Annotated in this window: 26 protein-coding genes; 10 read left to right on the top strand and 16 right to left on the bottom strand. The window is 59.4% G+C overall.

All coding sequences use genetic code 11. The features are described from left to right. The first annotated feature begins 119 nt into the window (after positions 1 to 119). The 3 genes from PspS49_RS16525 (at position 120) to PspS49_RS16515 (ending at position 2,968) form a co-directional block, all read left to right on the top strand. Positions 120 to 764 carry an ATPase gene (locus PspS49_RS16525; protein WP_160040468.1) on the top strand — a complete coding sequence of 215 codons (645 nt, stop codon included), beginning with the start codon at positions 120 to 122 and terminating at the stop codon, positions 762 to 764. A gap of 86 nt (positions 765 to 850) precedes the next feature. Beyond that, entirely contained in the window at positions 851 to 1,192 is a 342-nt protein-coding gene (locus PspS49_RS16520) for a hypothetical protein (RefSeq protein WP_122598452.1), read from the top strand. 1,134 nt (positions 1,193 to 2,326) lie between these two features. After that, on the top strand, positions 2,327 to 2,968 hold the full coding sequence (locus PspS49_RS16515) for a LysE family translocator (protein ID WP_127928239.1): 642 nt from the start codon (positions 2,327 to 2,329) through the stop codon (positions 2,966 to 2,968). On the opposite strand, the gene PspS49_RS16510 is transcribed toward PspS49_RS16515, so the two are convergent. The 7 genes from PspS49_RS16510 to PspS49_RS16480 form a co-directional block, all read right to left on the bottom strand. After that, positions 2,965 to 4,158 carry a GAF domain-containing sensor histidine kinase gene (locus PspS49_RS16510; protein WP_160040465.1) on the bottom strand — a complete coding sequence of 398 codons (1,194 nt, stop codon included), beginning with the start codon at positions 4,156 to 4,158 and terminating at the stop codon, positions 2,965 to 2,967. The genes PspS49_RS16515 and PspS49_RS16510 overlap by 4 nt on opposite strands. Positions 4,159 to 4,296: 138 nt before the next feature. Further along, on the bottom strand, positions 4,297 to 6,477 hold the full coding sequence (locus PspS49_RS16505) for a TonB-dependent siderophore receptor (protein WP_160040462.1): 2,181 nt from the start codon (positions 6,475 to 6,477) through the stop codon (positions 4,297 to 4,299). A gap of 286 nt (positions 6,478 to 6,763) precedes the next feature. Further along, a complete protein-coding gene (yghU, locus tag PspS49_RS16500) occupies positions 6,764 to 7,603 on the bottom strand; it encodes a glutathione-dependent disulfide-bond oxidoreductase (RefSeq protein WP_160040459.1) in 840 nt (279 codons plus the stop codon). Between the two features lie 258 nt (positions 7,604 to 7,861). Beyond that, on the bottom strand, positions 7,862 to 8,332 hold the full coding sequence (locus PspS49_RS16495; RefSeq protein ID WP_160040457.1) for a hypothetical protein: 471 nt from the start codon (positions 8,330 to 8,332) through the stop codon (positions 7,862 to 7,864). Next, the gene (locus PspS49_RS16490) at positions 8,301 to 8,711 is read right to left on the bottom strand and encodes a GFA family protein (RefSeq protein WP_160040454.1); all 411 of its coding nucleotides are present in this window, start codon (positions 8,709 to 8,711) and stop codon (positions 8,301 to 8,303) included. The genes PspS49_RS16495 and PspS49_RS16490 overlap by 32 nt, the downstream gene beginning before the upstream one ends. Positions 8,712 to 8,713: 2 nt before the next feature. Next, positions 8,714 to 9,790 (bottom strand): alpha/beta fold hydrolase, encoded by a 1,077-nt coding sequence (locus PspS49_RS16485; RefSeq protein ID WP_160040451.1) that lies wholly within the window; start codon positions 9,788 to 9,790, stop codon positions 8,714 to 8,716. A gap of 88 nt (positions 9,791 to 9,878) precedes the next feature. Then, complete coding sequence (locus tag PspS49_RS16480; protein ID WP_160040448.1) at positions 9,879 to 10,790, bottom strand: LysR family transcriptional regulator; 912 nt, start codon at positions 10,788 to 10,790, stop codon at positions 9,879 to 9,881. Between the two features lie 123 nt (positions 10,791 to 10,913). Here PspS49_RS16480 and PspS49_RS16475 point away from each other — a divergent pair, with 123 nt between their 5' ends. Then, positions 10,914 to 11,189 carry a DUF2798 domain-containing protein gene (locus PspS49_RS16475; RefSeq protein WP_127928222.1) on the top strand — a complete coding sequence of 92 codons (276 nt, stop codon included), beginning with the start codon at positions 10,914 to 10,916 and terminating at the stop codon, positions 11,187 to 11,189. A 136-nt stretch (positions 11,190 to 11,325) separates the two neighbouring features. On the opposite strand, the gene PspS49_RS16470 is transcribed toward PspS49_RS16475, so the two are convergent. Further along, on the bottom strand, positions 11,326 to 12,096 hold the full coding sequence (locus PspS49_RS16470) for an APH(3')-II family aminoglycoside O-phosphotransferase (protein WP_160040445.1): 771 nt from the start codon (positions 12,094 to 12,096) through the stop codon (positions 11,326 to 11,328). A 185-nt stretch (positions 12,097 to 12,281) separates the two neighbouring features. On the opposite strand from PspS49_RS16470, the gene PspS49_RS16465 reads away from it, so the two are divergent. Next, positions 12,282 to 14,069, top strand: a complete 1,788-nt coding sequence (locus PspS49_RS16465; protein ID WP_160040442.1) for a thiamine pyrophosphate-requiring protein — start codon at positions 12,282 to 12,284, stop codon at positions 14,067 to 14,069. 144 nt (positions 14,070 to 14,213) lie between these two features. Then, a complete protein-coding gene (locus PspS49_RS16460; RefSeq protein ID WP_160042550.1) occupies positions 14,214 to 14,951 on the top strand; it encodes a DUF72 domain-containing protein in 738 nt (245 codons plus the stop codon). A 422-nt stretch (positions 14,952 to 15,373) separates the two neighbouring features. On the opposite strand, the gene PspS49_RS16455 is transcribed toward PspS49_RS16460, so the two are convergent. From PspS49_RS16455 to PspS49_RS16420, 8 genes are all read right to left on the bottom strand, one after another. Then, on the bottom strand, positions 15,374 to 15,589 hold the full coding sequence (locus PspS49_RS16455) for a hypothetical protein (protein WP_127928216.1): 216 nt from the start codon (positions 15,587 to 15,589) through the stop codon (positions 15,374 to 15,376). A 114-nt stretch (positions 15,590 to 15,703) separates the two neighbouring features. Further along, positions 15,704 to 17,383, bottom strand: a complete 1,680-nt coding sequence (locus PspS49_RS16450; RefSeq protein ID WP_160040439.1) for an MFS transporter — start codon at positions 17,381 to 17,383, stop codon at positions 15,704 to 15,706. A 188-nt stretch (positions 17,384 to 17,571) separates the two neighbouring features. Next, positions 17,572 to 18,339: a phosphonate ABC transporter, permease protein PhnE gene (gene phnE, locus PspS49_RS16445; protein WP_160040436.1), complete on the bottom strand. Its 768-nt coding sequence runs from the start codon at positions 18,337 to 18,339 to the stop codon at positions 17,572 to 17,574. Then, the gene (locus tag PspS49_RS16440; RefSeq protein ID WP_160040432.1) at positions 18,336 to 19,160 is read right to left on the bottom strand and encodes an ABC transporter permease subunit; all 825 of its coding nucleotides are present in this window, start codon (positions 19,158 to 19,160) and stop codon (positions 18,336 to 18,338) included. Before PspS49_RS16440 ends, phnE begins: the two co-directional genes overlap by 4 nt. Beyond that, entirely contained in the window at positions 19,154 to 19,951 is a 798-nt protein-coding gene (locus PspS49_RS16435) for an ATP-binding cassette domain-containing protein (protein ID WP_160040429.1), read from the bottom strand. Before PspS49_RS16435 ends, PspS49_RS16440 begins: the two co-directional genes overlap by 7 nt. After that, positions 19,948 to 20,811 (bottom strand): putative selenate ABC transporter substrate-binding protein, encoded by an 864-nt coding sequence (locus PspS49_RS16430; RefSeq protein WP_160040426.1) that lies wholly within the window; start codon positions 20,809 to 20,811, stop codon positions 19,948 to 19,950. Before PspS49_RS16430 ends, PspS49_RS16435 begins: the two co-directional genes overlap by 4 nt. 129 nt (positions 20,812 to 20,940) lie before the next feature. Further along, positions 20,941 to 21,660 (bottom strand): SDR family oxidoreductase, encoded by a 720-nt coding sequence (locus PspS49_RS16425; RefSeq protein WP_160040423.1) that lies wholly within the window; start codon positions 21,658 to 21,660, stop codon positions 20,941 to 20,943. Positions 21,661 to 21,749: 89 nt separating this feature from the next. Then, on the bottom strand, positions 21,750 to 22,142 hold the full coding sequence (locus PspS49_RS16420) for a RidA family protein (RefSeq protein ID WP_150751047.1): 393 nt from the start codon (positions 22,140 to 22,142) through the stop codon (positions 21,750 to 21,752). Between the two features lie 113 nt (positions 22,143 to 22,255). Here PspS49_RS16420 and PspS49_RS16415 point away from each other — a divergent pair, with 113 nt between their 5' ends. The 4 genes from PspS49_RS16415 (at position 22,256) to PspS49_RS16400 (ending at position 25,590) form a co-directional block, all read left to right on the top strand. Beyond that, positions 22,256 to 23,200, top strand: coding sequence for a LysR family transcriptional regulator (locus PspS49_RS16415; RefSeq protein WP_160040420.1), 945 nt, complete (start codon positions 22,256 to 22,258; stop codon positions 23,198 to 23,200). A 46-nt stretch (positions 23,201 to 23,246) separates the two neighbouring features. Next, entirely contained in the window at positions 23,247 to 24,272 is a 1,026-nt protein-coding gene (locus PspS49_RS16410) for a GlxA family transcriptional regulator (protein ID WP_150751049.1), read from the top strand. A gap of 477 nt (positions 24,273 to 24,749) precedes the next feature. After that, positions 24,750 to 25,115: a hypothetical protein gene (locus tag PspS49_RS16405; protein WP_123593384.1), complete on the top strand. Its 366-nt coding sequence runs from the start codon at positions 24,750 to 24,752 to the stop codon at positions 25,113 to 25,115. Positions 25,116 to 25,233: 118 nt separating this feature from the next. After that, the gene (locus tag PspS49_RS16400; protein ID WP_160040417.1) at positions 25,234 to 25,590 is read left to right on the top strand and encodes a DUF6124 family protein; all 357 of its coding nucleotides are present in this window, start codon (positions 25,234 to 25,236) and stop codon (positions 25,588 to 25,590) included. The last annotated feature ends 92 nt before the right edge of the window (positions 25,591 to 25,682 follow it).

Below are 25,682 nucleotides of genomic sequence, written 5' to 3'. Positions count from 1 at the left end.
TGCACGTCGCGCAACTATTGCTAGAAGTAATAGTGACCATCAAGAAACGCAAGTTCTGCTTTGTCGGCAATCGGCGGAAAATCGCCTCCATCGAACACGCAGCTCAAGGAATTTGCGCGATGAACACATTGACCCGACTGGCTATGGTCGCCCTGCTGACGGGCGGAGCACTCTTCACTGCACCGACGTTCGCAGCCGACGCCGGGTCGTGTCACTTCCAGACTCTCACCGGCAGCAGCGCGACATTGCAGCATTCGCAAACCGTCGGCGTGTTGCTCAGCGAGAACACCCTGGACAACCTGCAATACCTTGAGCGTTACCACGACATGGCGGTCAACGGCGCGAAAGATGCGCTCGACTCGCGGATTCGTGAAGCCTTCGTCAGCAGCTCCGATCCGGAACTGGCCATCGACTGGCTGGTGAGTTCGCTGCAACAACAGTTCTTGTCGGTGACCGTTTACGACAACCTCGACGCATTGGTACAGGCGCATCCCGACGTGGTGGTGAAGCTCGACACCTTCAATCGCTTGCTGACGCAGCAAAACAGCCTGGTCGAAGCGCGCTTCACCGCACGTTTCTACGACGCCGACCTGCAATACATCGGCAAGGCTGAAGGTGCCGTCGAGAAACAGCTGCCTTCGGTGTGGGTGCATAACCAGGCGGCGCCGGCCATTGCCGCGCAGATCGACAAACAGCGTGACCTGCAACTCAACGCTTTGAGGCAATTCGATGTGTCGCTCAAGGCGCTGGTGGCGTCGAGCTGAACACTTAAAACATAAATGGCGACGGCGGCTCCGTGAGGCTGAACCGTTGCCGGTTGAACCGAACCTTTATTTTCAGGATGACACCGATGCGTCTTTTATTCGTGCCTGCCATGGCTGTTGCTTCCTTGCTGCTCGCCGGTTGCGCTTCGGCGCCGAACAATCCGAGCCTGACCTTGCAGACCAGCAAGACGCCTGCGCAATACGCTGATTGCGTGGTGCCGAAGTTGCAGGGCAGTGCGTTGAACCCGACGGTTTCGCAGACTCAGCGTAGTTACCGGATTGTGGTGCCGAGCAAGGTTTCGGCTGACAACGTGCTTGAGGCTTACAAGGCTGGCAATGGCGGCAAGGTGTTTATCTACGAGCGGCATTTGTTGGCTTCGAATCTTTTGCCTTCGAGTTTTGAGCGGGCTGCGCAGGATTGCATCTGATTTTCGCTTTTGTACGTATTTGACTGAGCTCCTTTGGTTGGCCGCAACCAACCAATTTTTTGCCCCGCGCCTTTCATTCGGTTTGCGGGGCTTTTTTTTGTTTGGGCTTGGCGGCCTATGGGCCGACCATGCTCGGGGTGTTCTTTGTGAATATCCGTTGCTGCGGTGATGGCTTATTACGGTTTCGCCCTTACGGCGACTCACTTTTTTTCAAACGCCAAAAAAAGTAAGCAAAAAACGCTTGCTCCTGCGTGCGGCCCGCTCGCTGGGGCTCGGGGTTCCTTCGCTCCGTGATCGATCCGGGCGCAGCGCCTACGGTTTGCTTCGCTGCACCTCCTCTCGCTGTGTTTGGCTGCGCCAAACGGTCGCTGCGCTCCCACGCCCGGATCAATCCCTCCACTCAGCCTTCCGACGTCGCCCGTGAATCAAGTTCAAGAGCGGCAGCCGAGCTAACGCTCATCCTGTTGAGTGGTGAGGAGCAGGGGGTTCGGCTTTTGATCTGGTTCGGTCTTGAGTTCAACTGGGTATTTCATGTCGGTGTATTTCTCGCAAATCACCTCGGTCAGTCCGCTCTCCCTTTGGGAGAGGGCTAGGGTGAGGGGCTTTTGGTCTGATCTGTTACTGAGCTTGAATCCAGCTCGATATTCCACGTCGGTGTATTTCTCGCAAATCACCTCGGTCAGTCCGCTCTCCCTTTGGGAGAGGGCTAGGGTGAGGGGCTTTTGGTCTGATCTGTTACTGAGCTTGAATCCAGCTCGATATTCCACGTCGGTGTATTTCTAAAAATCACCTCGGTCAGTCCCCTCTCCCTTTGGGAGAGGGCTAGGGTGAGGGGCTTTTGGTCTGATCTGTTACTGAGCTTGAATCCAGCTCGATATTCCACGTCGGTGTATTTCTAAAAATCACCTCGGTCAGTCCGCTCTCCCTTTGGGAGAGGGCTAGGGTGAGGGGCTTTTGGTCTGATCTGTTACTGAGCTTGAATCCAGCTCGATATTCCACGTCGGTGTATTTCTAAAAATTACCTCGGTCAGTCCCCTCTCCCTCGGGGAGAGGGCTAGGGTGAGGGGCTTTTGATCTGGGCTATGCAGCCGGTTGTTGTAAGATGCGGCAACTTCAACCTTGCGAGTAGCGAAAATGGATTCTCACTCGATATTGACCTTCACTCTGGTCGCCGCAATTGCCATCGCCAGCCCGGGACCGGCGACGCTGATGGCGATCAATAACAGTCTCGCGCATGGGCAGCGCAGCACGATCTGGTCGTCGCTGGGTAATGCCAGCGGTCTGTTCTGTCTGTCGGCGGCGGCGATGTTGGGGTTGGGGGCGTTGTTGGCCAGCTCGGAAATCCTGTTTAACGCAGTGAAGATCATCGGTGCCGGGTATCTGTTCTACCTCGGCGTCAAGCAGCTGTTCAAGAAAGGCCCGATGCTCCCGGAGGCTATCGAGGGGGAGGCGAGCAAGGGGCGGCCGACTCGCGGCAAGCTGTACAAGTCGGCGTTTCTGACGGCGGTGACCAATCCCAAGGCGACGATGTTTTTTACCGCGTTGTTCCCGCAGTTCATCGATCAGGGCGCCGCACTGTTGCCGCAATTTCTGATCCTGACCTCGATCTTCATGGCGTTGTCGGTGTCGTCACTGAGCGTTTATGCCGCGCTGGCCTCGCGGGCCAAGGGCGTGTTGACTCGTCCGGCGTTGTCCCGTTGGGTCAGCCGGGTGGTCGGGTCTACGTTTATCGGTTTTGGCGCGGCGATTCTGACGATGCGTCGGCAGACCGCTTAAACCCATTTGAACCGGGCCGGGAATCTCGCCACGAAGCAGGTTCCCGACTCGGCGCTTGAGGTCACGCTCAAAGTGCCGTTGTGTGCCATCGCTATCTGCGAGGCGATGTAAAGCCCCAGTCCCAAGCCCTCGCAACGTTGCCCGGCTTCGGCGCGGGAGAAGGGTTCGAACAGCAGCGGCATCAGCTGCGCTGAAATCGGTGTGCCCTGATTGGTCAGGGAAATCACGATCTCGTCGTTTTCTGCACAGGCTTTGAGGACGATCGGTGTGCTGTTCGAGCCGTGGGTAACCGCATTGCCCAGCAGATTGGAAAGCAACTGGCTGATCCGCAGCGCATCGCAATAGACGCCTGCCGGCACATCCAGTTCATGGATGAAATTCGCCTGCGGATGGGACGCCTGAACCTCGGCAAGGGTCAATTGCAGGGTGTGCTGCAAGTCATCCACCAGCTTGCGCTGCACCGGAATTCCGCCGCCCAGTCGTCCTCGGGCAAAGTCGAGGATGTTTTCGATCAACACGCCCATGCGCACCGAGCTGTTGCGAATCGCCGCAATCAGGTTGAGCGAACGTTTGTCTTCGGTTTTGCTTTCCAGCAAGTCGGCGCTCATGCGCACCGCACTTAGAGGTGTGCGCAGGTCATGGCCGAGTACGGCGATGAACTGCTCGCGCAGGCGCCCGAGTTCATTGGCGTTGTTCAGCTCGATCTGGGTCGCTTCCAGATGACGGTGCGTGTCCAGGTTCATGGCGATCAATTGAGCGAACAAGGTGAGTGTTTTGGTAATGGCCGGTTCATCGATATTGGCCGGGACCGAGTCGATGGCGCACAGCGTGCCGAAGAACTCGCCGTTGGCTTTGACGATGGGAATGGAAATGTAGCTTTCCAGCCCATAGGTTTTCGGCGTGTGGTGCAGCGAAAAGACCGGGTGCGTACTGGCATGACCGAAGATCACCGGCTGCTGATGCTGGCGGATCTCGTGGCAGATGGTTGATTCGAGCACCAGTTCGCCACCGGGTTTGAGCCCGAAATCAATCGAGTCATCAACGGCGCACGCCACCCAGTTGCTTTCGGTGACCCGTGCCACCGCGGCGAAACGCATGCCGGTGAGGTGTTTGACCATGCTCAGGATGACCGGCACCGAGTCAATACTGCGAATGGCTTCGATGTCGGGTGCAAAGTCCGGGTTGGTCATGGGCGATGCTTCGAGATGAGTTCGCTTAGAGACTATCTGGTATTGCCGTTCATGACTAATGCGGCGGGCGGAAAAAACAAGGGCGCCGCGGATTTCCGGGCGCCCTTGGTATTGGTTGCGCAATTGATCGTCTGTAACTCAGAACTTGTACTTGGCAGTCAGCATGTAGCTGCGTGGGTTGCCATAGTTATCGTTGGAGCCCCACGTGACATTGGAGCCAATCGCGGAGTAATAGACGCGGTCAAAGATATTGTTCGCATTGACCTGCAGATCCAGGTGTTTGTTGACTTCGTACCCGGCCATCAGGTCGGTGACCGCATAGCCACCCTGTTCCAGGCGGTAGCTACCGTTATTGGCGAGGGCGACATCGTTGTACATGCGGCTCTGCCAGTAAACGTTGCCACCCACGCGCAGGTGTTGCAGCGGACCCTGGAAGCGGTACACGGTGGACACTTTGAACAGATGCTCTGGCGTGTCGGTTTCGAAACGCTGATTGTTGTTGGCCGGATTTTCGTCCTTGATGTAGTGCGCGCGGGTGTAGGTGTAGCCGGCGCCGACCTGCCAGTTGTCGGTCAGGGCGCCTTGCAATTCCATATCGACGCCTTGGCTGCGCACCTTGCCCGATGAGTTGTAGCAAGTCATGACCGGGCAGCCGAACTGGTTGTCGGCCAGAGTGGAACGGCCGGTCTGGTCCATCTGGAACACTGCCAGACTGGCGTTGAGGGCGCCGTTGAAGTACTCGCCCTTGATGCCGACTTCGTAGTTTTCACCGACGATCGGGTCGAGCACTTTGCCGCCGAGATCCTTCTGGGTCTGCGGGGTGAAGATATCGGTGTAGCTGGCGTACACCGAGTGGTGGTCGTCAAGTTTGTAGATCAGGCCGGCATAGCGGGTGAGGTTGCGGGTGACCTTGTTGTCGCCATCGCCGGAGCGGTCATCGTAGTCATACCAGTCGAGACGGCCGCCGAGGATCAGCGTCAGTGGATCGGCCAGGCTCAGGCGGGTGGTCAGGTACACGGCATCCTGGGTGGTGACGTTGCGGGTTTTGCCGTCCCGCACGAAGTCAGGTTTGGGTGCGCCAATCGGCCAGGCGGTGGTGTACGGGTCGTATTCCTTGGTGGTCGCGTCATACACCCGGTTGCTGGCGCCGACGACCAGTTCGTGGCTGCGGCCGAACGCTTCGAACGGGCCACTGGCGAACACATCGAGCGAGCGCTGCTTGTCAGTGTGATGGGATTGATAGGCCGTGGTTTCCAGCGGGCCGGCGTAACGCGACAGGTAAGTCCCGGAGAACTCGCCGTCGAGGGTTGAGGTCGAGCCGGCAACGTGCAGTTTCCAGTCGTTGTCGAAACGATGTTCCACTTCACCGAACACGGTGTCGATTTGCAGCTTGCGGTTTTCCCAATCGGTGCCCGGGTAGGTAGAGCGGGGCAGATCGAGGTGATGGCCATTGGTGCCGATCGGCAGGCCGCCCCAGAAATAGTTGGTTTGTTCATTCTGCCGCGAGAAACCGAGGGTCGCGGTGGTGCTGTCGCTCAGGTCGGCTTCACCGATGGCGTAGAACAGGCCATGGTCGTTCTCTTCTTTGTCGCGGAAACTGTCGGCGCCCTGATAGGAGCTGACCACGCGACCACGCAAGGTGCCGCTTTCGTTCAACGGGCTGGAAGCGTCGATCTCGCCACGGTAGTCATCCCAACTGCCGGCGGCACCGGTGAGGGTCACGCGTTGATCGGCCGTCGGGCGTTTGCGCACCAGGTTGATCGCCGCCGAAGGGTTGCCGGCACCGGTGACCAGGCCGGTCGCACCACGGACGATTTCGACGCGGTCGAACATCGCCAGGTTCGGTTGCACCGCCATCGAGAACGGTGAGTACGAACTCGGCAGGCCGTCGTACATGATGGTGTCGATGTCGAAGCCGCGCGAACTGTAGGTCTGCCGGCCCGGGCCGCTGGCCTGGCTGAGGAACAACCCCGGCGTGCCTTTCACCACGTCGTTGATGCTGGTCATGTTCTGGTCGTCCATCCGTTGACGGGTAATCACCGTCACCGCCTGAGGCGTTTCGCGCATGGTCAGCGACAGTTTGGTCGCTGTGCGCATCGGACCAGTGGTGTAGGACTGGGTGTCTTCGGTGGTGCTGCTCATCTGGGTGGCGCCGATTTCGGTCGCGTCCAGCTCCAGCGTGCCGGTCGCCGCGGCTTTTTCAGGCGTGGCGGGCGTTGTTTCATCGGCCAGTGCAGGTGCGACGCTGGCCATGCAAATGGCGAGCGCCAACAGGTTGGGCGAGAGGTCTGCGCGGCGGTGTAGGGTGTGAAACGACATCAATCTGCTTCCCCAAATGATACGAAAACGAATTAAGTGCGAGTGCTTGTAGGAATTATTCGCATTAGTGTGTCAGATCATTCCGGGTGAAGAAAGCCGTACGGCTCAGTTAGTTAATGAATTTTTCACAATTGACCGGAGGCTCTACCCCGAGGGATTGGCAGGGAAGTGGAGTTTTCGGGGGCGTGCGAGGGGTGAATCAAAGCGCAGCGGCCCGGCGCAAAAAAAACTGCGCCGGCGCTGCTGATGGGGGACGCTCAGCGGATGAGCGTGAGGTGAAAAGGGCTCAGTTCAGATCTTCGGCCTGGTGCCGCTCGGGCACTTGAGTCGCCTCATCGCCCCACGTGCGATTGACGCGTTGCCCGCGAATGACGGCCGGCCGTTGGGCGATCTCCTCTGCCCAGCGCTGCACATGCGTGTATTCGTGAGCCGCGAGAAATTCGGCGGCGGAATAGACATTGTTGCGCACCAGTTGCCCATACCACGGCCAGACCGCGATGTCGGCGATGGTGTAACGGTCACCCGCCAGGTAAGTGCTTTCGGCCAGACGTCGATCAAGCACATCCAGCTGCCGCTTGGCTTCCATGGTGAAGCGGTTGATCGGGTACTCCATCTTCTCCGGCGCATACGCATAGAAATGGCCGAAGCCGCCGCCCAGATAAGGCGCTGCGCCCATCTGCCAGAACAGCCAGTTCAACGTTTCGCTACGGCCGGCCGGGTCTTTCGGCAGAAAGGCACCGAACTTTTCCGCCAGATACAGCAGGATCGAACCCGATTCGAACACACGGATCGGTGGCTCGACGCTGCGATCCAGCAGCGCCGGGATTTTCGAGTTCGGGTTGATCTCGACAAACCCGCTGGAAAACTGATCGCCCTCGCCAATGCGGATCAGCCACGCATCGTACTCGGCAGCGTTGTGCCCCAGCGCTAACAGCTCTTCCAGCAGAATCGTTACTTTGACGCCGTTGGGCGTGGCCAGTGAATACAGCTGTAACGGGTGCTTGCCCACCGGCAGGGTCTTGTCATGGGTCGACCCGGCAATCGGCCGATTGATACTGGCGAACTGGCCACCGGACGGGGCTTCGTTTTTCCAGACCTGGGGCGGAACGTACGGCGCTTTGCTCATGTAAGGGGCCTCATCGTTGGCGAGTGGAAAAATACCTGCTGAGAATGGACAGGACACCACAGAACCCGCTTCCTGTTCCAGAGCGCGATGGATTTCTGTGCTTGCAATTGCCCACGGCACTGAGACTGGCCAAATCACCACGGCCGTTTGAGAACTGCGCCAATAGCACAGCCTTCAGGACATGGCTGAGCGAAGCAATGAGCGCTTGCTCGCGTCAGCTCGACGGTGATCTGCTGTGCGATTGAGCGGCCGCGTCATTCATTTCGCGCGCATATAACGTACCCATTCGCTGGCTTTTCTGAAGCCATAAAACCCCAGGATCGAGACGGCGATGACGGCGATCATCGGCCCGATCACACCCAGCCCTGTGGTCATCTGGGTGTAGGCAGCGAGGGACAGGCCAAGCACTGCATAGCCGGCGAGGTACTTCCTGTAGGCGATCAAGAGCATTGGCACCATCAGGATGACAAACAGATGAGTGGCGATGGTGATCAGTATTTCTGCGATCAATTGAACAGGCACGCTGCCCATTGATGCCTGCGCCATGGTTATTTCGGCGTCATACAGAAACATCTGCAGCGCAATGACAGGTATCGCGGCCATTACCAGCGCAGGGAAAGCCGCTTTTTTTGAGAGTTTCATCTGATCTCGCGTTTCCAAAGGGTGAAGCAACGTCTGGCGAATGAATCTTTCAGGCTCAGCGCTGCGGCCATTGATCCTTGATTTCAAACCACGGCGCCTTCGACGTCACTTCGACGTGCTGCTGTTTTTCCGTGGTGAACGTTGTGTCCAGCGTGCCCAGGGCTACCGAAATCCAGTCGCGGTACTCACCCTGACTGTTTGCCCAGAACAGCGACGAGCCGCAGTTCAGGCAAAACTGGCGCTGTACCGATTGCGAAGACTGATAGGCCTTGAGCTGTTCGGCGCCCTCCAGCAGTTCCAGGTTCTGGCGCAGCACGCTGCCATAGCTGGCAAACGCTGCGCCGTGGCTTTTGCGGCATTGGCTGCAATGGCAGTGCGAAAGCGCTTTGGGCCGTGAACGGATCTGGTATTTCACCGCTCCGCACAGGCAGCTGCCCCGGAAGGTCTGAGGGGAGGGCGTGAGCATTGTTATCGGGGATCCTGGTAAGTGATGGCTGGTTTCAAGCGGTCAGGTGAAGGCGCCAGAAACCCGGTAATCAGGGAAATCACCTGTTGCTGGATCTCTGTGCGTGGGCGGCCGCCCTCGCCATCGGTGCAGATGATGCTGTCGCCCGGTACATCCTCGTCGAGCATGGCCACGGCGCCAGGTTTGCAGATTGCCATGAAACTGAAGTGACTAGCGTCGCTGATCTCGACGAAACGCGATGAGGTTTTTGGCAGGCGTTTGGCGAGGTCGACGGATTCCAGTTGAGCAGGCAGCTCTTTCGATGGTACGCCGGCAGCGATCACCAGGATCGGCACGGGGTAGTTTGCCAGGCTTGCATCGGTCATTCCGCGCGAAAGACCCAGGTCCAGTGAAACAACGGCATTGACGCGCTTGTCGCGCCAATCGGCGGCCAGTCGGGCTTTCGATTGCGCAGTGCTTGCAGTGTTCATCTGTAGGTACGCCGTGCAACTGGCCAGTTGCGGATGGACTTTGCAGTCTTCGGCAAAGCGCTCGGGGTCGAAGCGTGCACCTCCGGCTTCGAGCACGGTCCAGCCGCCGAGAGAATGGCCGACGATGGCAATGCGATCCTTGGCCACCGCGCCGAATTTTTCCGGTTGCGCCGTCACCGCGTCGATGGCGCGGCTGAGGTCGACGGGGCGCTGCCACAACTGAGAGGCGGCTTGTGGGCTGCGATCGCGGCTGGTGGTGCCGGGATGGTTGACTGCCGCGACGATGTAACCCTGATGCGCCAGCGCACTGGCCAGCCAGGTCTGGTTGATCCAGCTTCCGCCATTGCCGTGGGAAAGCACTACCAATGGATGCTCGCCCTTGGCGGCTGGGGCGTCGAGCACCGCAGGGGCGCCGACGAATACCGGGTTGTCGCCGAACAATTGCGGCGTCGCATCGGTGGCCGCACTCGGGTACCAGACGACCATTTCCACCGAGCGCTCATTGCGCGGATCCGCCAGCGTGGCGTACTGGAAACCAACGGGTTGAGCGTCAGCGAATGCGTGACTGCTCAAGCTGATCAGAAGCAGCGCGCCGAGAGACTTTTTCATTGTTTTTATCTTCCGTGATGGGCCGAATGGGCGAGGTGGACTTTGACTGATTTCGCGCGCTTCAGCGAGCCTCTTTGAGCCCTGCGTCTTAAACATTTTCCATTGGCCAGCGCGTGGCCAGATGCGCCGTCAGATAGTCCAGAAAGGCTTTGACCTTGGGCGTCATCGCCGCGCGTTCCTGTACGCAGGCGTAGATGTCCATGGGCTGGACGACGCTGTGTTCAAACAGCGGCACCAATTGCCCGCTCGCCAGGTAAGGCGCCGCAACAAACTCCGCCAGTCGCGTGACCCCGGCGCCGTGCACAGCCATTTGCGCCAGGGCATCGATGTCATCACTGATGGCGGTGGCATTGATAGGGGCGTCGAAACGCTGGCCGTCGCGAACAAAACTCCAGCGCAGAAAACGCCCGTCCAAGGGATAACGAAAGGCCAGGCAGGCATGGTTTTGCAAATCATCCGGCGATTTCGGCCACCCAGCGCGCTGAAGATAGGCCGGTGCGGCGCACATGATAAAGGGCAGTGAAACGATCTTGCGCGCGACGATGCCGTCCTCAAGTTGCGGCGTGATCCGCAGGCTCAGATCGATGCCGTCCTGGATGTGGTTGATCTTGCCATTGGTGGTCGAGAGTTCGATCAGCAGGCGCGGGTGCAGTGCGCCAAAACTGGCGATCAGGGATGCCAGCACATGGCGGCCGAACGCTGAGGTGGAGGCAATGCTCAGCCGGCCTTGCAACTCGGTTTCATCGTGGCTGATCGAGCTTTGCGCGGCCTCCAGATCGGCGGCGATGCGCCGGACTTTCTCGTAGTACACCGCGCCGTTTTCGGTCAGCGCCATGCTGCGCGTGGTGCGTTGCAACAGGCGTACGCCGAGGTGCGCTTCCAGTCGATTGATCGTCTGGCTGACCGCCGCTGCACTGACGCCGAGAATTTTGGCGGCGCCGACAATCGAGCCGGCTTCGACCACTTTGATAAAACTGGCAATCGCCGCTAACAGATTCATCCATGTCCTGCCGAGGGTGGATTCGTAAGATCTGCTTTATAAAGTACCTGCGGTTGAGCGTCTAGTTGCGCTGGGTCGGCTTTGCTAACGTGCGGTCTCCCTGTCAATGGATGGAAAAGCCATATGAATCAAAGAACCAACGCCGAAGCCTTGATCATCGGTCGCCGCAAGCTGGCGCCGCGTGCCACGCCGTATGTGTTTGCGTTGTACATGGCGACGATCATGGCCTTTCTGATGTCGCTGGTGATCACTGCCGCCAACTCGGGCATTGATAACGACTACCTGAGTAATGCCTTACACGCCTACAAGCTGGCGATGCCGGTGGCGTTTCTGTGCATCCTGGTCGTGCGGCCGATCGTGATCAAACTGGTGGCGTGGACGGTGCATCCGCATTGTTGAAAGGCCCCGTCTCAGCAGTGACTGTTCTGACGTCTTCGCGAGCAGGCTCGCTCCCACATTTAGACCGCGATTCCCTGTGGGAGCGAGCCTGCTCGCGAATGGCCTCACCGCAGACCGAGAGGTTTTGTGGGGTGCCTCAGAAAAACTCGTCGAGCAACTGATAAAAGGCGATCCGCTGCTGATCCGGTTCCACACCATAGACCTCGAAAAACAGCGGCAGCCACTGCGCGCCGAGGTTGTCCGTGATGCTGTGGGCGGCCAGCGCCAAATCCTGATAACGGTCAGCGACGCCCAGTCGTCCACAGTCGACAAACCCACTGAAGCGGCCATTGGCGGCGAGCAGGTTGGGCAGGCATGCATCGCCATGAGTCACCACCAGATCTTCGTGCTCGGGGCGTACGGCGAGCATCTGCTGGAACACGGCTTCGGCGGATTGGCCAATGCGCGAATCGTCGAAGTCTTCTTCGTCGATCAATCCGGCGAGCAGGTGTTCGCGGGCCCGTGTGATCTTCTGCTCCAGACTGTGATCGAACGGGCAACTGTCGATCGCCACCGCGTGCAATGTGCGCAATGCCTGCGCCGCGAGCGCGACGATCTGCTCCGGCGAAAGGTGCTCGCTGCTGGCAAGATCCCGACCTGGCACGGCGGTCATCAACAGCCAGTTGTGTTGCGCTTGGGTGGTGGTGTCGAGCACACGCGGCGCCGGTAAATCCTGAGTCGCCATCCAGCGTAAGCGTTGCACTTCACCGGGCAACTCGCCCCAAGTCATCACTTGTTCGGTTTTGACGAACTGCGGCGCCGCCCCGGCAGGTGTAATCCGCCATACATCAGCGCGCGACTCGCCAATGGTCTGCTGTTCAATGGCCGCACCGGCAAATTGGCTGCGCCATGCTGCGGGGAAATCCATGTCTTTTGTCCTTGCGATTATCGAAGCGCGCATTGTGCCGCTCTGGCGGTTTGGTGCGCAAACAAGGATCGGTTCAGGGAAATCAATCGAAACTTCGCCGACAAGCCGACTGTCCAGACCCTTACAGCACACGGCGGATGTTCTGCCGGGACAGTTTCATGCAGCGGAGAAAGACGAGGATCAAGATGACGATGACCGTAGGAGATTTTCTGGTTGAGCGGCTCAGCCAATGGGGCGTCACGCGGATTTTTGGCTATCCGGGTGACGGCATCAACGGCGTGTTCGGCGCGCTCAGCCGGGCCAAGGGGAAAATCGAATTCATCCAGGCACGCCATGAAGAAATGGCCGCGTTCATGGCCTCGGCGCATGCCAAGTTCACTGGCGAGTTGGGTGTGTGCATCGCCACTTCCGGCCCCGGCGCTTCGCACCTGATCACCGGCCTCTACGATGCGCGCCTGGATCACATGCCGGTGCTGGCCATCGTCGGCCAGCAAGCACGCACCGCGCTGGGCAGTCACTATCAGCAAGAGCTTGATCTGGTGTCGATGTTCAAGGATGTCGCCGGAGCATTCGTGCAACAAGCGTCAGCGCCTTCGCAGGTTCGGCATCTGCTCGACCGTGCAGTGCGCACGGCCGTGGGTGAGCGTCGGGTGACCGCGCTGATTCTGCCCAACGATTTGCAGGATCTGAAATACGAAGCACCCGCGCGCGCCCATGGCACTGCGCATTCCGGTGTGGGTTATACGAAACCCAAAGTGTTGCCTTATGACGCCGATCTGCAGCGTGCCGCCGACGTTTTGAACGCGGGCGAAAAGGTCGCGATTCTGGTTGGCGCCGGGGCATTGCAAGCGACTGATGAAGTCATCGCGGTGGCGGAAAAACTCGGCGCCGGCGTCGCCAAAGCGCTGTTGGGTAAAGCCGCGCTGCCGGACGATTTGCCTTGGGTCACCGGCAGCATAGGCCTGCTCGGCACTGAACCGAGCTACAAGCTGATGAACGAATGCGACACCTTGCTGATGATCGGTTCGGGCTTTCCCTACGCGGAGTTTTTGCCCAAGGAGGGTCAGGCCCGTGGCGTGCAGATCGATTTGCAGCCCGACATGCTCAGCCTGCGCTATCCGATGGAAGTCAATCTGGTCGGCGACTCGGCGGAAACCCTCGCGGCGTTGTTGCCGCTACTCGAACAGAAAACCTCGAACAAATGGCGCAAGAAAGTCGAAGGCTGGCGCGGGAGCTGGGAGAAAACCCTGGAAAAACGCGCGATGGTCAAAGCCGACCCGGTCAACCCGCAAAGGGTGTTGTATGAGCTGTCGCCGCGCCTGCCCGATGAGGCAATCGTCACCAGCGATTCGGGGTCGTGCGCCAATTGGTTTGCCCGTGACCTGAAAATCCGCCGTGGCATGCAGTGCTCATTGTCCGGCGGACTTGCGTCCATGGGCGCTACGGTGCCTTACGCGATTGCCGCCAAATTCGCCTACCCCGAGCGTGCAGTGATCGCACTGGTGGGCGACGGTGCGATGCAGATGAACAACATGGCCGAGCTGATTACAGTCGCCAAGTACTGGCGCCAGTGGGCGAGCCCCAAGTGGATCTGCGCGGTGTTCAACAACGAGGACCTCAATCAGGTGACGTGGGAGCAGCGGGTGATGGAGGGCGATCCAAAGTTCGAAGCCTCGCAAAGCATTCCTGACGTGCCGTATCACTTGTTCGCCATTTCTATCGGCCTGAAGGGCATTTTTGTCGATCGCGAAGAAGACGTCGCCGCTGCCTGGGAAAAGGCACTGGCCTCGGAAGTGCCGGTGGTGATCGAGTTCAAGACTGACCCGAACGTGCCGCCCTTGCCGCCGCACATCAAGCTTGAACAGGCGAAGAAGTTTGCCACGACGTTGCTCAAGGGCGATCCGGATGAGGCCGGGGTGATCATGCAAACCGCCAAGCAGGTGCTCGGCTCGGTATTGCCCGGGAAAAAATAACCGGTTAGCGAGCAGGCTTGATCGTTCCCACGCTCTGCGTGGGAATGCCTCTAGGGACGCTCTGCGTCCAGTGACGCGGAGCGTCACGGGCTGCATTTGCTGCGCGTGGGAACGATCAGCGCATACAGGTGAGGAGGTGTGTTTTTGATTTTCATTGGCTGTGCAGGCTGGAGTCTGGGGCGTGAGCATTGGCCGGCATTTCCGGTGGAAGGCTCGCACTTGCAGCGCTACGCCGGGCGCCTCAACGGCGTGGAAATCAACAGTTCGTTCTACCGCCCGCACCGTCGGCAAACCTATGAGCGCTGGGCCGATGGCGTACCGGAGGCCTTTCGCTTTTCGGTGAAAATGCCCAAACACATCACCCATGAATTACGCCTGGCAGGCTGCGAGGTGGCGCTGGACAAGTTTCTGGCTGAGTGCGGCGGGTTGGGCGAGCGCCTGGGCTGCTTATTGGTGCAATTGCCGCCATCGCTGGTGTTCGAAGAAGCCAGCGCCTACGCCTTTTTCACGACGTTGCGTCAGCGGTTTTCCGGCCCTGTGGTGCTTGAGCCACGGCATGCATCGTGGGTCAGCGCTGAGTCAATGTTGAAGACTTGTCAGATCGCCCAAGCGGCCGTCGATCCCTCGCGCATCAGCAGTGATGCAGCGCCCAGTGGCTGGGCAGGAACCCGATATTGGCGCCTGCACGGTTCACCGCGCATCTACCACAGCGCCTATGATTCACTTTACTTGCAAAACCTCGCACAAGCCTTGCAGTCAGCGGCTGCTGCAGGTGCGGCGACCTGGTGTATTTTCGACAACACCGCCAGCGGCGCAGCACTGAGCAACGCCTTGACGCTTGCGCAGATTCGCGCGGCCGTGAAACTCAACTTGGCGAAGTAGCCCTCACCCTAACCCTCTCCCAGAGGGAGAGGGGACTGACCGAGGTGTTTGTGCAAGTTACGCCGACTTGAAAGACCGAGCTGAATGCAAGATTTGAAAAGCACACAAATCGGCTCCCTTTCCCCCTCTCCCCGCGGGGAGAGGGGACTGACCGCGTTGCTCGAGCAAGTTCCGTCGACTTGAAAGACCGAGCTGAACGCAAGATTTGAAAAGCACACAAACCGGCTCCCTTTCCCCCTCGCCCCGTGGGGAGAGGGGGCTGACCGCGTTGTTTGTGCAAGTTACGCCGACTTGAAAGACCGAGTTGAACGCAAGATTTGAAAAGCACACAAACCGGCTCCCTTTCCCCCTCGCCCCCTTGGGGGAGAGGGCTGGGGTGAGGGGGTAGAGCCAGCAGACGGTTGCGATCGCCTGAAAAAACACTAATTACCGTCGGCCACTTTGCGTTCTATCTCATCGATCTTGCGCTGCAGCGTCTCGGCGTCCTGTTCCTTCACCCTTGTGGACGAAGGCGTGATGACTTCATCCACGGCTTCGCTGTCATCGTCCCGGTCTTCAAGATCGCGCTCGACTACGTTCACCGGTTTGCCGGACGTATCGGTGGGCGGGGCGTTCGGGGTTTTATCGTCGCTGTTCATATTGGTGACCTCCAGTGGTGTAAACATTGGAGGCAGGCAGTGCGGCAGGCGTTCGATATTTTTGCCGGGTTGTGCCGAATGGCGCCCTCCCGCGAGAGGGCGCGCTGACGGTTTTCAGTCCTTGAGAATGTCGCGATCCTTGGTTTCCGGCAGGAAGAACGTGCCGAGTACCGCCGTCATCACCGCGATCACGATCGGGTACCACAGCCCGTAATAGATATCCCCCGTGGCGGCGACCATGGCGAACGCCACCGTCGGCAGGAAACCACCGAACCAGCCGTTACCAATGTGATACGGCAGCGACATCGAGGTGTAGCGGATACGGGTCGGGAACAGCTCGACCAGCCACGCCGCAATCGGGCCGTAGACCATGGTTACGTAGATGACCAGCACGGTGAGCAGGAGCAGGACCATCGGGTAGTTGGTTTTCGCCGGGTCGGCTTTCTCCGGATAACCGGCCTCCTTGAGTGCTGTGCCGAGGGTCGCGGTGAACGCATCATTGCGCGTCTTGAAGTCGGCGGCTGGCAGGGCGCTGCCTTCGAAACTCTCGACGACTTTGTCACCGATGCGCACTTGCGCGACGGTGCCCGGCTCCGCAATCACGTTCTCATAGGGAATCGCCCGTTTTGCCAGCAAGGTCTTCGCCAGGTCGCAGGAACTGGTGAATTTGGCCTTGCCCACCGGGTCGAACTGGAACGAGCACTGGTCAGGATTGGCGATGACTTTGACCGGGTTCTTCTCCTGGGCGATGAACACGTCGGGGTTACCGTATTGGGTCAGCGCATGAAAGATCGGGAAGTAGGTCAGCGCCGCCAGAATGCAGCCGACCATGATGATCGGCTTGCGCCCGATACGATCAGAGAGGCTGCCGAAAATCACGAAGAACGGCGTGCCGATCAGCAGTGAACCGGCGATCAGCAGATTGGCGGTCTGCGGGTCGATCTTCAGCGTTTGCAGCAGGAAAAAAAGCGCATAGAACTGCCCGGTGTACCAGACCACCGCTTGCCCGGCCGTGCCGCCAAGCAGCGACATGATCACCACTTTGAGGTTGTCCCAGCGCGCGAAGGACTCGGTCAGTGGCGCTTTCGACGCCTTGCCTTCGGCCTTCATCTTCTGGAACACCGGTGATTCGCTCAGTTGCAGGCGAATGTACACCGAGACGATCAGCAGCAGGATCGACAGCAGAAACGGAATCCGCCAGCCCCACGCTTCGAAGGCTTCGGTGCCCAGTGCGGTGCGGCAGGCGAGGATCACCAGCAACGAAAGGAACAGGCCAAGCGTCGCAGTGGTTTGAATCCACGAGGTGAAGAACCCGCGTTTGTTGCGCGGCGCGTGTTCGGCCACGTAGGTCGCAGCCCCGCCATACTCGCCACCGAGCGCCAGGCCTTGCAATAGACGCAGGGTGATCAGGATGACGGGGGCGGCGACACCTATGGTCGCGTAGCCAGGCAATATACCGACAATGGCTGTCGAGATGCCCATGATGACAATGGTGATGAGGAATGTGTGTTTGCGTCCGATCATGTCACCGAGCCGGCCGAACACGATCGCCCCGAACGGCCGCACCGCGAAGCCGGCGGCAAAGGCGAGCAGGGCAAAGATGAACGCGGTGGTTTCGTTGACGCCGGCGAAGAAATGCTTGGCGATGATCGCCGCCAGTGAGCCGTAGAGGTAAAAGTCGTACCACTCGAAAACCGTGCCCAAGGACGAAGCGAAGATGACCTTGCGCTCCTCCTTGGTGATGCCGCCGCTGCGCGGTGGACTGCCGGTGGATGCTGTGTCGATTGTGGGCATGGGTGTTCTCCGTCGTGCTTATTGTCGTAGGCCGGAGTCCCCCGTTACCGCTTATCGCACTCTGGCCTTGTGGCGTATGCCGCAACTGCTCTCGCGTGAAACTTGCACAGTCTGACCGCCTCGCATCGCTGCCAGGTTTCCTGAAGCATAATCAGCTTTTGCCAGATATCCACCCGCCGGCCCGTGCATCAGGCCTTGACCCAGCGCTGACGACTCCACGCACTCAGCCAGTCGACCACAAACACCAGCACCAGCATTGCCAGAATCACCGTACTCGCCTGCGCTTCCTGAAACAGGCTGAGACTCACATAGAGCATCTGCCCAAGCCCGCCGGCACCGACAAAACCCAGCACGCTGGCCATGCGGATGTTGTTTTCCCAGCGATACAGAATGTAGGCGAGCAGTTGCGGCGCAAGGTTCGGCAGCGTGCCGTAACAGAAGGCAAGGAGCGGATTGCCGCCCTGCAAACGAATGGCTTCGGCCGGTTGCGGCGGCGTATTTTCCAGAGCTTCGGCAAACAACCGGCCAAGCACGCCGGTGGTGTGCAGGGCGAGGGCGAGGGTGCCGGCGTTCGGGCCGAGGCCGGCGGCAAGCACCATCAGCGCCGCCCAGACCAGTTCCGGAATCGCCCGCAAGGCGTTGAGCAGCAAGCGCGAGGCACTTTGCAGCGGCCAGCCGAAACGCCCGGCGGCGGGCAGCGCCAGGGCGATGCCGAACACGGCGGCGAGCAGGGTGCCGAGGGCCGACATGGCCAACGTTTCCAGCGAACCGTGGAAGATTGCCTTGAGGTAATCGGCGCACAGATCCGGGCTCAGAAAGCGCTGCACATACGCGCCCATCTGCTTGAGGCTGGTGGCGCTGCCCAGTTCGCCAAGATCCAGCCCCAGATAAACGAAGGAAGCGACAACCGCCAGCGCAATGCCCGCGATCAGCAGCAGGTTGAGCAGGCGATTCATGTCAACCTCCAGCGCAGCAAGCGGCTGAGTTGATCGGCGGCCAACACCAGAATCAGGAAGCACAGCAGAATACTGGCGACTTCACCGCCGGCGAACATGCGGATCGACAGGTCGATCTGCTGACCCAAGCCTCCGGCGCCAACAAACCCCATCACCACTGATGCGCGGATCGCGCATTCCCAGCGATAGACCGTATACGACAGCAGCTCCGACGCGACATTGGGCAACGTGCCGTAAGCAAACGCCGCCAACCGGCCGCTGCCGGCCTGCAACAACGCGTGTGCCGGACGCTGATCAGTGGATTCGAAAATCTCCGCGTAGACCTTGCCGAGCATGCCGCTGTATGTGATGGCGATGGCCAGCACACCGGCCGCCGGTCCCAGCCCGACGGCGCGGACAAACAACAGCGCCCAGACGATTTCCGGCACGCTGCGCAAAAAAATCAGCAGCCCGCGTACCGGCCAGCGCAGCAGGCGTCCCAGTCGGCTCGGTACGCCACCGCGCGAGGCAGCGGACAGCGACAGCGCGCGACTGGCAATCAGCCCTGCGGGTATCGCCAACAACAGCGCCAATGCCATGCCGGCGGTGGCGATGGCCAAGGTTTGCAGGGTGGCTTTGAGCAGTAATTGGAGAAACGCTTGGTCGTGTGCAGGTGGCCAGAATTGCGCGACAAAACGGCCCATTTCATTCTGGCTGTCGGGCAGCAGCACGCCCAGATTCAGTTCGCTGAGCTGAATGCCCGGCCACAGCAAGGCAATCGCCAAGAGCGTCAGCAACAGCCGTGGCCACGCCGCGGGATCCCGTGAATCGGCTTTCAGCATCGGGGGATCTGCACAGTCAGAGGCGCCACTGCAGCGGTCGGCGATTGCAGTTTTTCGTTGGCGTACAGCGCATCGAGCATTTCATGGCTTACTTGAGCGGAAGGGCTGTCGAACAGAACCTGCCCGTCGCGCAGACCGATTATTCGTGGGAAGTGCGACAGCGCCAGATCGACCGCGTGCAGGCTCGCCACCAGCGTGACGTTGTGCTCGCGAGCGTGGCGCGAAAGGATCGACAGGGTGTGCCCGGCCATCACCGGATCCATCGCCGACACCGGTTCATCAGCCAGCAGAATCTCCGGCGCCTGATACAACACCCGGGCAATCCCGACGCGTTGCAACTGGCCGCCAGACAGTTGCTGACAATGCGCGAACAACTTGTCGCCCAGATCCAGCCGCGCCAACGCCGCGCGCGCACCCGCCACATCCAGTGGATGCAACAGGTTCAGAAGACTTTTGCCCAGACTCCATTGGCCGAGCTTACCGGCCAGCACCGCTGTGATCACGCGCTGACGTGGCGGCAACGGCGGTGCCTGATGCACCAGACCGATTCGCGCACGCAGGCGTTGGCGTTGGCGGGCGGACAAGTGCCAGGCGCGTTCACCCAACACTTCAATTTCACCGCTGCTGGGCCGCAACGCGGTGGCCAGCAGGTTGAGCAAACTCGATTTGCCAGCCCCGGACGGGCCAATGATGGCGACCTGTTCGCCAACGCCAATCTGCAAGTCGACACCGCGCAGGGCGTCGACTCCATTGGCGTGGCGCAGGCTGCCCTGGTTGAGGCTCAGGGTCATTTCAGCAGTTCGGCAGCGCGGGCGGCTTCCTCGATGCCCTTGTAGTTCTCAGGCTTGGTGTCGATAAAACGGCTGGCGGCTTGCAGATCAAGAATCTTCTTTTGCTCAGGGTTGGCCGGGTCCAGATCGAGGAAGGCTTTCTTGATCTTCGCCGCCAGAGCCGGATCGAGGGTGCCGCGCACGGTCCAGTTGTAATCGAAGTAGGTCGGCGTGGTGGCGAAGACTTTGACCTTGGTGGTGTCGACCTTGCCGGCGTCGACCAGTTTCTGCCAGACGCTGGCGTTCAGTACACCGGCGTCGACCTTGCCGGCCTGCACCCAGGCCACGGTGGCATCGTGCGCGCCGGAGTAGGCGACACGGCTGAAATACGCCTCAGGCTTGATGTTGTCGTTTTTCAGCATGAAGTAACGCGGCATCAGGCTGCCGGAGGTCGACGACACCGAACCGAAAGCGAAGGTCTTGCCTTTCAGATCCGCCAGGCTTTTCACGTTCGGGTCAGCAGTGATGAATTTGCTCGTGAACTGCGCGTCCTGTTCGCGCTGAACCAGCGGAATGACTGGCGTCGTTGCATCAGTCTTTAAACGCGCCTGCACAAAGGTAAAACCGCCGAGCCAGGCCATGTCGAGGCGATCGGTCGCCAAGGCTTCAACCACTGCCGGGTAATCGGCCACCGGCACGAACTGCACCTTCATGCCCAGTTGCTGCTCCAGATAGGCACCCAGCGGCTCGAATTTGCGCAGCAGTTCGGTCGGCGCTTCATCGGGAATCGCGCTGACGCGCAAAACGTCGGCGGCTTGCACCATCAAAGTCGAAAAGGACAGGGCCAGGCCGGCGGTCAGTGCCAGTGTTCGTTTGAGCATGGAATTCTCCGTTTCGTGAGCGTCAAAAAGTGTGAAGAGCTGAATCAGGGCGCTACGTGAGGGTAGACGAATCGGCGAGGTTATACGTATTCCCACGCGCAAAGGCCAGCGCCATCAAGGCCTGAGTGGTCAAAAGCGTTCGTCGAGTATCGCCGGCAGCGTGAGCTCTTTGACGTAGCTGGCCGAGGACAGACTCAGGATCATGTGCACCACCTGAACGACATCGTGCACTGGAATCAGCTGACCCTCGCCACGCTGTGCTGCCAGATCTAGCGGGGTGCTCAGCGGGTCCTCGGTGTTCAGATACACCAGGTTAAGGCAGGTGACCGCCAGACGTTGATGTCGGTAGCCTTCGCGCAACGTATCGGCGATCCCGCGCAGGGCGAATTTCGAGGCGCCGAAAGCGACTTCCGGGCGCCCGCTTTGTGACAGGCCCGAGGTTGATCCGGTGAGGATGATTCTGGGTTGGGCGCTTTTCAGCAGCAGAGGGAGCAGACGTTTGATCAGCAGGATTGTTGAGGTGATGTTGCAACTGACGATGGCTTGCACTTCCTCGTCCGGGGAATCGAGAAGCGCATAGGCTGGATCGAAGGCCAAGGTTTCCCAGATGCCGAGGTTGTAAATCAATGTATCCAGACCATCCTTGGCGACTGCCTGCTCAATGGTATGCGCCGCTTTCGCCGCAAACATCAGGTCGGCCTCTACCCAGCGTACGTTGCGCTCGGCATCGACGATCAAGTCCTCGGGGCGCGTGCGGGAAACACCGATCAGCGTGTCTCCCGCGTTCCCCAAACCATCAATCAAAGCTCTACCCAAGCCCTTGCTGGCACCGACCACCAAAATGTTCATCGATCGTCTCCCTGATCTGAATGCTGATGTGGGACAGCATGCAAGCAGACGACCTCTGAAATGGCAAACGAATGGGTGTGTCCGGATATTTACGGCAGTTTGGCGATCACCTTGATCTCGAAATCAAAGCCATACAGCCACGTCACACCAATCGCGGTGGCAGTCGGGTGCGGCGCCTCGCCCCAAAATTCCGTCAGCACCAGATTCCAGATAGTTTCGAACTTCGACTGCGGATCAACGATGAACACGGTGACGTCGACCACGTCGTCGAACGTGCAACCGGCTTCATTGAGGATTGCATTCAAATTGGTGAAAGCCTGACGCACCTGGTTCTCCAGGTCCGGCTCGGGCGTGCCGTCCTCGGTGCTGCCGACTTGTCCCGAAACAAACAGAAAACCGTTGGAACGCACCGCCGGCGAATAACGATGGCGCTCGTAAAGGGCGCGGCGGGCAGGGGGGAAAACAACATCGCGCTGGGTCATGGTGTGTCTCCATCAGTGAGTTGATGGAGCCACTGTAGGTATTTGCAGACGGGCGATAAACGCGCAAGCTTGGCGTTCACTGTTTGTGAAATCCAAACAATCGAGGGCGCACCTTGGACCGTTTTGACGCAATGCAGGCGTTCGCCCGGGTGGTCGAGGCCGGAAGTTTCACCAAAGCCGCCGAAACCCTGCACATGAGCAAAACCACCGTGACGCAACTGGTTCAACAGTTGGAGGCACGGCTGCGGGTCAAGCTGCTCAACCGCACAACGCGCAAGGTCAACGTCACCACCGATGGCGCGGTTTATTACGAGCGAGTGATTAAGTTGCTGGCGGATATGGACGACGCCGAAACCAGCCTGCCCGGCGCGGCGGCGTTGCCCAAGGGGCGGCTACGCGTGGACGTACCGAGTCCGCTGGCACGGCTGATTCTGGTGCCGGCCCTGCCTGAGTTTCACGCGCGTTATCCGGATATCCAGATCGACATGGGCGTCAGCGACCGCATCGTCGACATTATTGATGAGAATGTCGATTGCGTGGTGCGCGGTGGCGAGCTTATGGACTTGTCGCTGATGGCGCGCAAGGTCGCCGATCTGCAGTTGGGTGTATTCGCCGCACCGCAATATCTGGCACGCGCGGGCACACCTGCGCATCCACGGGAGCTGGAAGGCAGCCATCATCGGGTGGTCGGTTTCCTCTGGGCACGTACCGGCAAACCGGTGCCGTATGCCTTGCACAACGCCAGTGAAAACCTGCAAATCAAAGGCCGTCACGTGCTCGCGGTCGATGATGGTAATGCCTACCTCGCGGCAGGTCTGGCGGGCCTGGGCGTGCTGTGGCTGCCCAAATACATGTCTGCCGAACACGAGGCGCGCGGCGAACTGGTGCCGCTGTTCGAGGACTGGAAACTCGAGTCGATGCCGCTCTACATCGCGTATCCACCGAACCGCCATGTCAGCCTGAAACTGCGAGTGTTCATCGACTGGATTGTCGAGGTGATGGCGCAGCATGACCCGTTGATCGATCGGCTGGGGGTGCGGTCAACGACAGGTGATTGACTCTGACGCCATTCGAGCCAACTATCGGCGCACAACAACATGACCGATGGACCCGAACTTGATCGAACGACGGCAATTCAGCGGAGGCATGAAGGGGAAAAACCTCCGCTATCTGAATGAGCAAGGCGCGGATGACACGCGCCTGACCCGCACCGGTTTTCTGCTGCTCGAACACTTTTCACTGCCGGCTTTTACCCAGGCGCTGGACACCGTTGTCACTACTAATCTGCTGCGCCCAGGATTGTTTTCTTCGCGCACGTTTGGTTTGGGCGACGGCGAAGTCATCAGTGATCTTGGGCTGGTGATCCGGCCCGATGCACGTCTGGATTTGGCCGCGCTTCAGCAACTGGATCTGCTGGTAGTGTGTGGCGGGTATCGCACCGAACTGCGCGCGAGTGATGAGTTCATTCATTTGCTCAAGGCTGCGGCGGAGCGGGGCATCGGTCTGGCCGGGTTGTGGAACGGTTCGTGGTTTCTCGGCCGGGCCGGGCTGCTCGACGGCTATCGCTGCGCGATCCACCCGGAACACCGCCCGGCGCTGACCGAGATCGCCAAAGCCACCCACGTCAGCAGTGAGCCTTACGTGATCGATCGCGACCGGCTGACGGCTTCGAGTCCGTCCGGGGCCTTTCACATGGCACTCGACTGGATAAAAAGCCTGCACGGCAAAGCCTTGGTCGAAGGCATCGAAGACATTCTGGCTTTTGAGGAATCGCGCTACCGCCGGATCAAACCGGATGAAAACCTCTGCGTCAGTGCGCCGCTGCGTGAAGTGGTGAAACTGATGGATGCCAATCTGGAGGAACCGCTGGAGCTGGAGCAACTGGCCGTGTACGCGGGGCGCTCACGTCGCCAGTTGGAGCGCTTGTTCAAGGAGCAACTGGGCACCACGCCGCAGCGCTATTACCTGGAACTGCGCATCACCGAAGCGCGGCGTTTGCTGCAACACACGGAGCTGTCACAAGTGGAAGTGCTCGTAGCGTGCGGCTTCGTTTCCCCAAGCCATTTCAGCAAATGCTACAGCTCGTATTTCGGCTACAGACCCTCCAAAGAAAAACGGCTGGTCAAATAACACCAGCCGTCACCCACCTGAATTCACCTCAATATCCCACGTCGGCGTACCTCCCCCAAACACCTCGGTCAGTCCCCTCTCCCTCTGGGAGAGGGCTAGGGTGAGGGGCTCTTAAATACCATCACCCACACACGTTTAACTTACACGCACTGTTACGCCATAACGGCTACAACACCTTGCGCCGTTGCCTACGCGTACGCCAGAATCCGCCGGCTTACGCGCCTTGAGGCGGGCTGTATCGTTTCCCTGTCACTGCAAAACAGTGATCGGGTTTGGTAGCCCGTTTTCTAAGCGTTATGCGCCGCTATATGCAGTCTCTTTTCGGGGCTCGGTTTTATATGGTGGCCATGCGTGGGGCTCCTTCGGGAGCGCCGGGGTTTACTCGCTTAGACCGGTCTACCAACCTGCGCAATGGTCACCACCTCGTTTGGTAGCGTGAGTGATGGCTCCTTATTTTTTGCTAAGCGAGTGTCATCTATGTTCAAAATTACGCCAAACCCGCCAGAAACCGATCCAATCCCCTACGACGCCGCACTCGAACCTCGAAACATCAAAGAGGCCACCGACCGCGCGATCAACTTCTACCTCAATCCCTCGGCGCTGAAGACTTCAATCCCCACCCGCAAAACCGGCAAGATCTACCTCATCGACCCCACGGTTGATAACGAAACCCTGCTCGTCGAAGCCACTGAAACATTGTCCTCAGCCACTGACATGGCCCGTGAACTCGCCGATTCGATTGACCCTTCACAGCGCAAAAAGATGCTGATCCTGCAACAGGTGATCATGCTCAGCGAACTGGTGGTCGGTCGAGTCCTGGATAACCAGCGCTTGCCGCACTAGTCGCGGTGCAGATGGGTGAGGGGCTCGCTCCCTCATTGCACAGAAGCGTCCGTAATCGCGGCGCTTCACGCCTTCGATCAAAGAGCCGCAAAACGGTTCTTGTCTGGAGTTTCAGCAGATGTCTCAGCCACCCGAACCACCGGTCACCGACCTGGTATCCCCGTACGCATCGCCCAATTCAAGAAAGCTTCACGAAGCGGCAGAGCGTGCGCTTGACCATTACCTGTTGCCTGCCGCGATCATGGCCACACCCTATACGCCCAGCACGATGTTCATGGTTAACCCGCAATCCGACGTCGAGTCTTTGCTGAGTAATGCCAGCGGTTCCCTCGCGTCTGCCACGGTTATGCTCGGCAATTTTGCCGGGGTGCTGGAGGGATCGAACCGCCATACCCTGCTGGGTATTGCGCAAGTGGTCATGTTGGGGGAGTTGGCGGTGAACAAAGCGTTGGATCTGGTTGTGCCAACCGAGTGATCGTGCACGTTAGTTGGGATTGAGGGTGTGTGGTCGGGCGTGATCGCGAGCAGGCTCACTCCTACAAGGGGAACGCATTTCAAATGTAGGAG

It is taken from the genome of Pseudomonas sp. S49 (assembly GCF_009866785.1).
GTDB lineage: Bacteria > Pseudomonadota > Gammaproteobacteria > Pseudomonadales > Pseudomonadaceae > Aquipseudomonas.
This window is presented reverse-complemented; position numbering and strand designations above follow the sequence as displayed.

Bases quoted from the DNA above. Each gene is read 5' to 3' on its own strand.
- PspS49_RS16430 (WP_160040426.1), bottom strand. From the start codon at position 20,811: ATGCTCAAACGAACACTGGCACTGACCGCCGGCCTGGCCCTGTCCTTT.
- yghU (WP_160040459.1), bottom strand. From the start codon at position 7,603: ATGAGCAAAGCGCCGTACGTTCCGCCCCAGGTCTGGAAAAACGAAGCC.
- PspS49_RS16425 (WP_160040423.1), bottom strand. From the start codon at position 21,660: ATGAACATTTTGGTGGTCGGTGCCAGCAAGGGCTTGGGTAGAGCTTTG.
- PspS49_RS16515 (WP_127928239.1), top strand. From the start codon at position 2,327: ATGGATTCTCACTCGATATTGACCTTCACTCTGGTCGCCGCAATTGCC.
- phnE (WP_160040436.1), bottom strand. From the start codon at position 18,339: ATGAATCGCCTGCTCAACCTGCTGCTGATCGCGGGCATTGCGCTGGCG.
- PspS49_RS16510 (WP_160040465.1), bottom strand. From the start codon at position 4,158: ATGACCAACCCGGACTTTGCACCCGACATCGAAGCCATTCGCAGTATT.
- PspS49_RS16450 (WP_160040439.1), bottom strand. From the start codon at position 17,383: ATGCCCACAATCGACACAGCATCCACCGGCAGTCCACCGCGCAGCGGC.
- PspS49_RS16455 (WP_127928216.1), bottom strand. From the start codon at position 15,589: ATGAACAGCGACGATAAAACCCCGAACGCCCCGCCCACCGATACGTCC.
- PspS49_RS16410 (WP_150751049.1), top strand. From the start codon at position 23,247: ATGGACCCGAACTTGATCGAACGACGGCAATTCAGCGGAGGCATGAAG.
- PspS49_RS16400 (WP_160040417.1), top strand. From the start codon at position 25,234: ATGTCTCAGCCACCCGAACCACCGGTCACCGACCTGGTATCCCCGTAC.
- PspS49_RS16485 (WP_160040451.1), bottom strand. From the start codon at position 9,790: ATGAAAAAGTCTCTCGGCGCGCTGCTTCTGATCAGCTTGAGCAGTCAC.
- PspS49_RS16420 (WP_150751047.1), bottom strand. From the start codon at position 22,142: ATGACCCAGCGCGATGTTGTTTTCCCCCCTGCCCGCCGCGCCCTTTAC.
- PspS49_RS16470 (WP_160040445.1), bottom strand. From the start codon at position 12,096: ATGGATTTCCCCGCAGCATGGCGCAGCCAATTTGCCGGTGCGGCCATT.
- PspS49_RS16435 (WP_160040429.1), bottom strand. From the start codon at position 19,951: ATGACCCTGAGCCTCAACCAGGGCAGCCTGCGCCACGCCAATGGAGTC.
- PspS49_RS16465 (WP_160040442.1), top strand. From the start codon at position 12,282: ATGACGATGACCGTAGGAGATTTTCTGGTTGAGCGGCTCAGCCAATGG.
- PspS49_RS16525 (WP_160040468.1), top strand. From the start codon at position 120: ATGAACACATTGACCCGACTGGCTATGGTCGCCCTGCTGACGGGCGGA.
- PspS49_RS16475 (WP_127928222.1), top strand. From the start codon at position 10,914: ATGAATCAAAGAACCAACGCCGAAGCCTTGATCATCGGTCGCCGCAAG.
- PspS49_RS16520 (WP_122598452.1), top strand. From the start codon at position 851: ATGCGTCTTTTATTCGTGCCTGCCATGGCTGTTGCTTCCTTGCTGCTC.
- PspS49_RS16490 (WP_160040454.1), bottom strand. From the start codon at position 8,711: ATGCTCACGCCCTCCCCTCAGACCTTCCGGGGCAGCTGCCTGTGCGGA.
- PspS49_RS16405 (WP_123593384.1), top strand. From the start codon at position 24,750: ATGTTCAAAATTACGCCAAACCCGCCAGAAACCGATCCAATCCCCTAC.
- PspS49_RS16440 (WP_160040432.1), bottom strand. From the start codon at position 19,160: ATGCTGAAAGCCGATTCACGGGATCCCGCGGCGTGGCCACGGCTGTTG.
- PspS49_RS16480 (WP_160040448.1), bottom strand. From the start codon at position 10,790: ATGAATCTGTTAGCGGCGATTGCCAGTTTTATCAAAGTGGTCGAAGCC.
- PspS49_RS16505 (WP_160040462.1), bottom strand. From the start codon at position 6,477: ATGTCGTTTCACACCCTACACCGCCGCGCAGACCTCTCGCCCAACCTG.